The following is a 10,686-nucleotide window of genomic DNA, read 5'->3' as shown; positions in this document are numbered from 1 at the left end:
GTACCAAAACCTCCTGCCAGAATGACTGCTTTCATGAGGACGCCTCCATGGAATGGTACAATGCGAGATATTCGCGCGCGCTAGCTTGCCATGAGAAGTCGCAGGCCATACCAATGGCCTGGATACGTCGGAACGCGTCGCCGTCGGTGTATAGCCTAACGGCACGTCTCACGGCGTCAAGGAACTCGGACGATGTTGCGTCATCAAAACTGATGCCGTTCCCCATCCCTGTCTTGGGATGGACGTCCTGGACCGTGTCCTTCAGTCCACCTGTTCTTCGTACCAGTGGGACGCTTCCATAGCGGAGGGCAATCATCTGTGACAGACCGCACGGCTCGAACCGCGAGGGCATAAGAAAGAAGTCTGATCCGGCATACATGCGGTGTGCCAGACCCTCGTCGAATTTCTGGCTGAACACGAAACGTCCGGGATAGGCGGCAGCCTTTGCCGCGAGAGCCGTCTCGATTTCGGTGTCGCCTGTGCCGAGGACCATCAGGTTTATGGGAAGCGACATCATCTGGTCAAAGGCGCCGAGCACGAGGTCGACTCCTTTCTGGGCAACCAGTCGAGACACCATAACGAACAAAGGACGGTCAGGTTCTGCCGCGAGTCCGGTTTCCTGCAATAGACTTTCCTTGTCCTGTGCCTTTCCAGCCAGCGATGAGGGACTGTACATATGAGGCAGTGCTCCATCCGCGGCAGGATCCCAATAGGAGCAGTCGATACCATTGAGGATGCCACTCAGGTGCTCATGCCGCGTAGCCAGAATGCCGTGGAGCCCGAAACTGTATTCCTCGGTCTGGATTTCGCGGGCGTATGTCGGAGAAACAGTATTGACTTCGTCGGCCCAAACTATGCCCCCCTTAAGGTAGTTCACATTGCCGAAGAACTCGAGGCCGTGGACGGTGAAGACTGAACTCGGCAGTCCAATATCAGGCAGGATCTCGGGCGAGAATAATCCCTGGTAGGCGATGTTGTGGATCGTTAGCAGTGTCTTCTCCCGGCGCTTCGGATAGAGGACACTCAGATAAACGGGCAGCAGTGCAGCTTGCCAGTCGTGCACATGGATGACGTCAGCGCCGCCAAGTGCGACGATGGTCTCGAGTGCAGCGCGCGCAAAGAAGGCGAACCGCATCCAATTGTCTGGATAGTCACCTCCGCGCGTGTTGTAGAGGCCGTCACGGTCAAAGAACTCGTTCTGAGCGATGAAGTAGGTTTGCTCGTGGCGAAGAACTGTGTATGTCAGGGACCTGCCGCCCATCGCCAACGTGCCAGTCATCACCTGCTCCAGCGGAAGGTTTTTTGCCATGATGGTGCGATAGAATGGCAGAATCAGGAACGTGTCCGCCCCGAGCATGTGCAGAGCGGCAGGAAGGCTGCCTGTAACGTCTCCGAGACCGCCTGTCTTGGCATAGGGCATTCCTTCCGAGGCCACAAAGAAGACTTTCACAGTTTCATCTCAGCCAGGAACTGAGGGTTTCCTCGACCACACCTTCGCGCTCGGCCAGTTCCTGCTGGACGAGGTTGCAGAAGACACAACAGTCTTTGCGCAGTTCCGGCATTACGCCCTCCTGACCTCGTTTAGACGTATATGTTCGAATACAGGGTCATCCGATCCTGCCTGACTTGCCGGGACCTGACCCGTGCCCTCGATGGCTGCAAACAGCGCACGTACCTTGCGGTGGTGCTCGAGGAATCTTGCTGTGCCATAGGTGCGGGCTTGTCCAGTGGTGATGAGGAAGGGCCAATCCGAACTTTCTTCCAGAAGGATCTCCCGCAGCAGCATGTCCCCCATCTGGCCATGGAGCTGAGGCAGAAGATCGATAAAATGGCGCTGGTCGTCGCAGATGTTGTCCCAGATCCACGAGGTCTCGGGGTTCATCCACGTGCTGTGGTCGCCTCCTGCGCCCCAGCTGGATTCGCGCAGCCGCCCGAGGGGCAGATTGCGCTCGGTCAGTACTGTTGTCGGGGCGACTGCCGAGACTGATCCCTTCGAGGCCAAGTCGCGGAGCACGGCGGCAATCCATCCAGACCCCTCATACCACCAGTGCCCAAAGAGTTCCGTATCATAGGCTGCCACGATCACGCCTGGATCGCCAGTGAGCTTCTCTCGTTGCGCCGCGAGGTCCCTGACCAGTGAAGCGAAATGCGTGGCGTGTTCTGCAACGCGCTTGCGCGCTTCGTCCGGTCTGTAGAGCTCCTTTGCTCCCAGATCAGTTTGTTTGCTGGTAATGCGCCAGTACTGCCACCCCGAACTTTCGCACCGCTTGTGGAACTCGCGATAGGCGCCGTTTCCAGGATAGCCGAGGTCACGGTCCCAGACCTGTTTGCTCGTTGCGGGGTTACGCAGGAAGACTGCGACGTCTGCGCCGATGTTCCATGGTGTCCACGGAGCCTCAGTGCTCGTTGCAACGGGAATGTGCACGTCAGTGTGCTCCTGTCTCGTGCCGGCATCAAATGTGGTTGCATCCGCAATGAAATAGCGCAGGTCCTCCTCGGCCAGAAGACGCTCGACGCCTGGGATATAGCCGCATTCCGGCAACCAGAATCCGGTTGGCCTGCGTCCCATCCAGTGTTGATAAACCGCAACTCCAGTGCGGATCTGCAACCGCCGGGATTCGTCGTTGCCAAACAGCGGCATGTATCCGTGTGTGGCGCATGACGTCAGAATTTCGAGGCGACCGCTTTCCTGCAGCCTTGCGAAGGCCCCCAGCAGATCGCCGCCCAACATGTCGAACTGTCGAAGATGCTGATCCAGTTCTTCACGGTAGAACATATTCAGGTCGTGAGCTTCTGGAGTATCCGGAAGACGTGAGACGTCCTGTTCCAGGGCCTTGCGTTTTACGTCGATCCACGTTCGGAAGCTGTCGACAAATGCGGGGGACTTGAGCTGTTCCATGAGGATGGGGGTTATGCCGAGAGCAATGGTCCCCGGCACGTTGTCATGGTCCAGTCGTTCGAATTCCTCGAGGAGAGGAAGGTACGTGTCGAGGGCAATCTCATGCAACCACTCTTCACCGAAAGGCCAGCGTCCTTTGCCAAGGACGTAGGGCAGGTGCGAATGCAGAACCATGACAAAGCGACCATTCATGTCAGCCTCCAATCTCAAGGGTCAGGTGCCGCGACGTTCTCAGGTCAAGCGCAATGGATACTGTCATTCCCTGGTAGACGGTTTCGATGCCGCTCTCCGAATTTGAGACTGTCCTTATCGGAGACAGTTCCACATGAACAGGGGAGCTGGTCCGTACCGAGAGACGATGAGCTTCGGTCCCGATGGTAAAGGAGTCCGCCACGAACGAGCGTTCTCTGTCTTCCCACCACAGAGCCAGGTTGAGTTCGCATACGTACCAGTCCTGTGGCGCCCCAATCTCGAAATCAACACGGAGCCCACGCTCGCTCGGTGCAAATGTCTTAACTATCAGCCCGGATGCCTCGAGCCGTGCCCAGGTCTGGCCGAGTTCTGCAGAGTACTCTTTCATCACAGGTTCGCCACCTGTGGCAGCATCAAGTGATGGACCAAAGCGATCGACGAAGTTGACGCGCATATGATCGTCGAATTGGAGTGCGCCAGGCGCATCAGGATCCTTGAGACGCAGAGTCTCGTGGATGTTGGTTGCTCTATGCGTCTCACTCTGCGACGCAACTTCGAGCATCCGGTCATGGAAGGCTTCGTGGTATCGTGTCATGACGTTGCTCCACGACCATGCTTGTCGCAGGTCGTCCCACAGGACCAGACGACCGCCGCAGACGTGCAGGAAGAACACCTGGTGTTCGGTTGCCATGACGACCTCAGGTCGCCCGTCAGCGTCTGTGTCCTGCAGCCACGCGCCCAACCGTCGCTCCGGTATCAGCCGTTCGGCCGTGAGCAGCTCGGTGTAAATGGCGTCACGGAGGTGGGGAAGATACAACCCTCCGAAGATGCCGTGCCAGTACGCACAGTTGCACTGACTCCGCAGGTAGTGCATACGGGCTTCACTGTCCGCATTTCCCAATTCAGACCCTACGAACAGCATGCGCTTGTGCATGCGATTGGACTCGGGGTATCGACCCAGAAAGTTGCGAAACGTACCGCCACTGAGAAAAGAACGTTCCTCCAGACTGGTCTTCTGGCGCAAATCGGCGAATGTCTTCTGCCGTGACGCTGCCAGAGACCACTCTTCCATCTCAACGTATGAGCAGGTGGGCAGGTAGACACGCTCCCGTGGCTTGAGGGAAGACACAGCTTCGGCGACGGTCACAGTAGTCACATCTTCTGCATCTGTCAGTGCCTGGAAGAAGCGTTGCAGCCATCCCTGAGTGTAGACGTGATCGTACGTTCCAGGCCACAGGCCGAATTTCTCGCCATCATCGCCGTAGACGAACACCTCCGCATCCTCCCCGAACTCGCGGATGTAGCCCAGCGTCTCTTCTGGTTCTGACCAAGGGATCCTGTAGCGCAACTCCTTGAGGATGGGAAAGACAGTCAGTGTCTGGCCCTGGTCCTCGGTGACATAGGCGTGGGTCAGGTCCGGTCCCTGGAGACCACTCTTCTCGAATCCATTGTCGTCCACGAGAGTCCACTGGACGCCGGCTCGTGCCAGGCTGCTTGCGAGGTCGGGCTCCCAGACCCGCTCCGCCAGCCAGAGACCCGTGGGGCGACGTCCAAATAGCCTGAGCAGCTCGTCACTCATCAACTGGATCTGCTGGATGCGATCACGCTCGGGAAGCAGCTGCAGAATTGGCTCGAAGTAGCCACCCCCGACGAGTTCGAGTTGGCCCGAAGCCACCAGACTGCGCACAAGGTCCAGGTACGTCGACGTGGAATCTCGTTCGATGAATTCCAGAAGAGGTCCTGATGTGTGGAGAGAGACCTTGATGCGGGGGTACCGGGAGAGTGTTTCAAGGAATGGCACGTACGATCGATCGATGGCCTCGCGGAAGACGTAATCGAAATTCCCCACCGGCTGATGGTTGTGGATGCAAAGACACAGTCTTTTCATATCATACCTCCCTGTGTTGCAGTTCGTAGTCAGCAGCAGGAAGTTCGATGGACATAACACCGTGGGCAGGGACGGCTGACATCAGGCGCCCTTCTCCCAGTACCACGATGGCAAATGTGATGGTGTCCCCGCGTCGCGCCCGTAGAGTCTCAAAGGGCAGGCGGATCTGGAGAGTCTCCCCCAGGGCCCACGTCATTGGTCCCAAAGGGTCTATCGATGCTTTGGTCTTGCCGTCGTCGCGGCGGATGATCAGACGGGTACTACCTCCAGGCGACGTGAACCGTACCTCCACTCGCAAGTCCCTTGCTCTGTCCGCCTGAGCCGCAAACTGCATCAGAAGGTACATGTCCGAGAGACTGTAGCCGATCCGCACCGACGTGACGACCGGCACTCCCGAGTTCATTGCTCCTCCCCCGCTGTCGGGCTTGACATGGTGTGCAGATGCCCAGTCGAGGTCTCCAGGGGGGCCGCCATCGATGCGAGGGCTCACGAGGCCGACGGGCAGGATGGGGACCATCGTTGGACCGCCATCAAGTATTGGAACGAGGAGGCGATCCGGGATCTGCTTCCCTGCCTGCGTGTANNAGGTGCGATCGCGCCCATACCACCAGTTCCAGTCTGATCCCTCGGCTGCAAGCAGGGACATGCGCGACCGTTCCTGTTCAGTCGGGTCAAACCGCGCCCAGTCCTCCCGGGTCTCCCGGAGGTACTGCCACGCCCTGTTATCTTCATCCTCGCCTATCCAGATACGGAAGTTACCATCGATCCACGATCCGGGACGGAAGTCCGGCATGGGCGTCGCGGGGTTGCGCTCGATGGCTTCCGCTACCGTGCTCAGGCGCACACCTGGCTCATCGGCAAGGGCAGCATACAGTGCTCTGAGAAACGGCGCTCCTCCCTCTGGGTAGAACTCCCATGCGTTCTCTCCATCCAGGATGATCGAGAGGACACCGGGTCTGTCGAGAGCATCGCGGATCGAGCGGACACTGTCCAGGAACTGCCCGACAGCATGTTCTTTCGTCAGGGAGGCATACCAGAAACCTATGGCGTCGGAGAGTCCCCTGTCTCGGAACACCATGGTGACTTCTCCCGCCCTGGTCTGTGCCCGGTAGGGGCGGTACAACACCCGATGCGGCTCGTCAGGGAGCTCTCGCAGCAGAATCTCTTCATCGGTGGCGGTCCAGGAGAAACCCGCGCGAGCGATCTCGGCCACAGCGTTCTGGGACACACTTCCCTCGGAGGGCCAGCACCCGCGCACTCGCTGGTGCAGCAGGTCTTCGACAGTCTTCTTGCCGAGCTCGAGCTGCATGAAGGCATCCTCAGGGTGGCGGAAACCAGGCTGTGGGAACGGAGTGTCCTGAACGGAGCGGGCGACGTCGGTGTCGATGAGGAGGGGGATGATAGGGTGTGCGAAGGGTGACGTCGCCAGTTCGACCTGGCCGGACGCGGCAAGCCTCGCCAACCTGGGCAGGAAGTTTCGTACAAGTTCCTGCTGAGCTTCGAGAAGGGCCGTACGGTCCTCCTCGGTATAGTCACGGGATTTCGCCAGAAGTGTCCGATCCACCAGACCTGCCTGGAGGTCAGCGCTGCATGTCCAGGCAAGTATGAACTTGCACTGAAGGTCGCGCAGATCCTGTTCGGACCAGGAGTCGGGAGGCTCGTTCCTCAGACGGTACAGCTCTGTATAGCGGGCGTCGGGGTCGATGATGCGTTCACGGTTGACATCCAAAAACAGGGCGATCAGCCGCATTCGCTGGTCCATGCCTAGCTTTGTGACAGGGGTCGATGTCAGCTCAAGCCACTCGTCGCTGGACCTGCCATGCGCGTATGCGTCAAGCTGTGTCGCCAGGACCGGGGTGATGTTGATGGTGACGTGCACAGTAGGTTGTTCCTCCAGGATCTCGAGCATCATCGCGTAGTTGCGTGCGCAGTGAAGCCGAGTCCACGGAAGCAGTGCTGTTCCCGACGTGAGATCCTGATACTGTGGCTGGTGGAAGTGCCACAGGAAGCATACAGAGAGCAACTCTGGCATGGTCAGGAGTGTCCGTGTCTCGCTCGGGTTCCGCCAAGTGCATGTGCCTCCTGTCGTATCACAACAGGCCATGAGAGTTCGGTTGCCGGGAACTGGGCAGACATTCTGTGTGCCACATCCTGTGTCCGTGCCTGGGACGTGTGGGCATATGCATATGAGGTTGTCTGTCGGGATCCCATCATCAGGCTCATCGTAGAGGCTGCTCCTCTCATGCGAGGTACTGTTGGATCATTTTCTCCGTGACGCCGCGATGTTTCGCGACGTCGGCATAGAACCATCCGCTGGTACGAACTGTCCTCTCCAGCGTGGTGTAGTCCACTGCGACGATACCGAATTTCGCGCTCAGGCCCTCGATCCACTCGAAGTTATCCATCAGGGACCAGTGATAGTAGCGCTGTACGTCGACACCGTCCTCGATGAGTCGGCTCACCTGGAGAAGGTGGTCGTAGATGTACCTTGTTCGGAAGGCGTCCTTGGCGTCGGCCGTGCCATTCTCAGTGATGAAGATGGGGGTATGGTAGCGGTCCCAGTACTTCTTGCAGACACGATACAGCCCCTCAGGGTATAGTTCCCACCCGAGGTCGTTCTTCTGGCTGTCTTCCCGTACTTCAAGCCTGCCCAGTGGGTTTGTGGATATGGCCGAACAGTCCACGATGTCGCGCGTATAGTAGTTGACGCCGAGGAAATCGAAGTAGCGACCCTCGCCAAGAGGGTATCCCCCACCCAGCGGCGACAGGAGCCTTCCCTCGCACATTCCTGTGACAAAAAGCTCCTGAAAGAGCCTTTCGTACATGCCTGCCGCCCACCGTTCGCGGCCGTTGCCATGTTTGGGATCGAACAGCCTGAGGTGATTGGCAACGCCAACCATCGTATCATTATAGCCGTTGGACGCACGCACCTGATGGATCTTGCGATAGGACTTGATGTGTGCCGTGATCATGTTGCGAGCGCCCCTGAAGTACTTGGTGATACTGATGTTGCTCGGCGGCCATCCGCCCATGACATATCCCGCCGCGAGGTAGGCGTTTGGTTCGTTGATGGTGCACCAGTCGCTCACGAGGTCGCCAAGGTTCTCGACGACATAGGCCGTGTATCGCTCAAAAAGGTCGATGACGTCCGGGTTGACCCACGCACCCGCGTCTTCGAGCCACAATGGGTTCGAGAAATGGTGTAGTGTAACAAGAGGCCTGATTCCAGCGTCCACCAGTTGCTGTATTTCGAGACGATAGTGGCCGATGGCGTCCTTGTCGAAGTGCCCCCGTGTCGGCTCGATGCGGCTCCACTCCAGACTCATCCGATAGGTCTGCTGATGGAGCTGCTTCATGAGAGCAATGTCCTCAGTCACCCTGTTCCAGTGATCGTCAGCTACAATGCAGCTGGTACCATCCTTGACATGACCGGTCTGAACCCAGCGATACCAGCTATTGTTGCGATCACCACCCTCGATCTGCAGCGAAGCTGTCGCCGTGCCCAGCAGGAAACTCTCTGGCAATGCAAATGGTTCCATGGTCATACCTCCTTGTCTGGTGTAGCCGGTGTCAGTAGTATGCCTCAATCGACCGGCCGCGCAACTCGCAATATGGGCGCTCGTAAGACCGTGTGACCGCTCTGGCGCTCAGGGGTTGCAGCTACCCCGTTCACTGTCCATCGATCGGATGCGTCGGGGACGCCTATCAGTGCTTCACCTTCGAGTTGTGCGGTGTCGAACCGCTTGAATGTTATTGACGTTTCGTGGCAGTCGAAGTGTGCGACATCGAGGCCCGGGAACAGGTGGGTCGTTGTTCCAAGGAGTTCGACGTTGTCCCCGTTCGCCTTCCGGAGACAGGTCGAATCGAAGGGAAGGAGCTTCAGGGGCTCTTGTCCATCGATCAGGTGCCCATTGCAGTAGTAGACACCAGGATCCAGCTCTATCGTAGTAGGCCGGGAGCCAAGATTGGCAGCGACGATGTATGTGGCGTTCTCTGCGTGCAAGGTCAAGCGCCATGCCTCACCAAATGGTCTGGCCTCATCGACGGCCTTCGCAGAGAATGGAAACTGGGAAAGGTACTGCCTGAGCTGTTGGTCCGTGTAGGAGGAGATGTCGTCTGACGTGAAGACGAGGCCCCCCATCGCCTGGTTCACAAGGAAGAGCGTGCGACGCTGTGCCTCCGTCAGACTGTTTCCGGTGTCGCGAAGGATGAAGACGTCCGGATCGTTCCAGAAGGCCATTCCGTTCAGGTGTCGTCGGCTGATCGTGTTGCGCAGTGCGCAGACTGTCGATACCCGCTCGCGGTAGTGAATCGTCGACAACAGGCGGTCTTCCCACTTCAGGGCGACATCTCCGCCGATTCGGCAGAAGTCGACCTGTCCAAATGCAGTGCCGAGTGGAACGCCACATCCCAGAATAAGTTTGTCCCCGATGATGTCGCGCAGGAACTGCATGGATTCGGACATGACCTGGCCTCGTGTCTTGCCCTCGGGGGCCTTGCGACAGGCGGCGTACAGGAAGTCGAGCTTGACCAGGTCGAAGTGCCAGGTGTGCAGGACCAGGTTGAAGACATCGCGGAGGTAGGAGCGAACGGCCGGGTTCGCCATATCAAGCGAGTAGAAGAAACCGCTCCAGCTTGGGTTGTAACCAGCCTTGACGAGGTGTCCGTCGTCCTCGGTAAGGAACCAGTCGCGATGATCGCGCAGCAGGTCAGATGCTTCCTCGGCGATGAAGGGCGCCAGCCACAAGCCGGCTTTGTAGCCGTGCCCGTGGATTGCATCGGCCATAGCCCCCATCCCGTCCGGGAATTTTGCATTGCTTGTCAACCAATCGCCGACGGCATGTTGCCACCCGTCGTCGATCTGGAAGGCATCGAGAGGGACCTCGTGTTCGCCGAGCGCGTCGAGGTTGTGTTGAAGAATCTCCTGCGTGATGCTCGTGTAGTAGTTATACCAGCTTGTCCAGCCAGTCAGAGGTGACGTGCGGAGAGGTCGGAGGCCAAGGAGGTCAAAATAGCGGCCGAACGTCTCGTGGTCCGTTCCAGTTCCCACATATACGTCGTACAGAACATATGGTTCTACAGGAATGACTCCACCACACTCCTTCTGGAGGATGGCTCTTCCCGCGGAGGCGGTGACCGTGATCAGGGTGAATCCTGTATGTTCAGCCAGTGAGGCAAACAGAGTCAAGAGATCAGGTTCGGTCCGAACGTATCCATAGGTCCAGCCGTGGAAACGTCCCGGAAAGCCGGGGTTCGTGACGTATTCGTAATCGCCGTACATGGAACACCGTGAGCGGGCCAGCCTGTTGAGTGAAGGGATACGATCCCTGGGTCCCATCTCACGTGATTCTGTCCACGTCTGGTAGCCATTCACGAAGACGCAGCTGGACGGTGGAACAGCAATGGGGACTCGCAGTTCTGCTGTGAGCAGCTTTACCGTGGTGCGAGGGGTCACGGTGATGGTCCAGTGCTCTCCAGGAGCAGTTGTGCCTATGGTCGGCGCAATGACGAGGTCATCATTTTCCGCTGGCCCGTCCAGGTCGAAGTTCAAGGTCTTGACAACCGCCCCGCAACGATAGGTTAGTTTTCCCCTTACATTTTCCATTCTACCCCTTCCTGGTCGTTTCGTGGACACCATCAGCCGCGTGTGTCACATAGAATGCAGGTTCCAAACCAGTCGCTGCCAGGTAGGCGGATCGAACCGAAG

6 protein-coding genes are annotated in these 10,686 nt (G+C 58.2%); all 6 read right to left on the bottom strand.

The features are described 5' to 3' along the window. Positions 1 to 31 precede the first annotated feature (31 nt). Positions 32 to 1,450, bottom strand: a complete 1,419-nt coding sequence (glgA, locus tag SMC5_RS08905) for a glycogen synthase GlgA (protein WP_119120426.1) — start codon at positions 1,448 to 1,450, stop codon at positions 32 to 34. 111 nt (positions 1,451 to 1,561) lie between these two features. Continuing rightward, positions 1,562 to 3,091 carry a 1,4-alpha-glucan branching protein domain-containing protein gene (locus tag SMC5_RS08900; protein WP_119120425.1) on the bottom strand — a complete coding sequence of 510 codons (1,530 nt, stop codon included), beginning with the start codon at positions 3,089 to 3,091 and terminating at the stop codon, positions 1,562 to 1,564. Between the two features lies 1 nt (position 3,092). Continuing rightward, a complete protein-coding gene (locus tag SMC5_RS08895; RefSeq protein WP_119120424.1) occupies positions 3,093 to 4,979 on the bottom strand; it encodes an alpha-amylase/4-alpha-glucanotransferase domain-containing protein in 1,887 nt (628 codons plus the stop codon). Between the two features lies 1 nt (position 4,980). Further along, complete coding sequence (locus SMC5_RS08890; RefSeq protein WP_165849057.1) at positions 4,981 to 7,011, bottom strand: glycoside hydrolase family 57 protein; 2,031 nt, start codon at positions 7,009 to 7,011, stop codon at positions 4,981 to 4,983. A 208-nt stretch (positions 7,012 to 7,219) separates the two neighbouring features. Beyond that, positions 7,220 to 8,518, bottom strand: a complete 1,299-nt coding sequence (locus SMC5_RS08885; RefSeq protein WP_119120422.1) for a glycoside hydrolase family 1 protein — start codon at positions 8,516 to 8,518, stop codon at positions 7,220 to 7,222. A 44-nt stretch (positions 8,519 to 8,562) separates the two neighbouring features. Next, positions 8,563 to 10,584 (bottom strand): glycoside hydrolase family 36 protein, encoded by a 2,022-nt coding sequence (locus SMC5_RS08880; RefSeq protein WP_165849056.1) that lies wholly within the window; start codon positions 10,582 to 10,584, stop codon positions 8,563 to 8,565. Positions 10,585 to 10,686: the final 102 nt, after the last annotated feature.

Origin of the sequence: Candidatus Cryosericum odellii (assembly GCF_003570935.1) — a bacterium.
Taxonomy (GTDB): domain Bacteria; phylum Caldisericota; class Caldisericia; order Cryosericales; family Cryosericaceae; genus Cryosericum; species Cryosericum odellii.
This window is presented reverse-complemented; position numbering and strand designations above follow the sequence as displayed.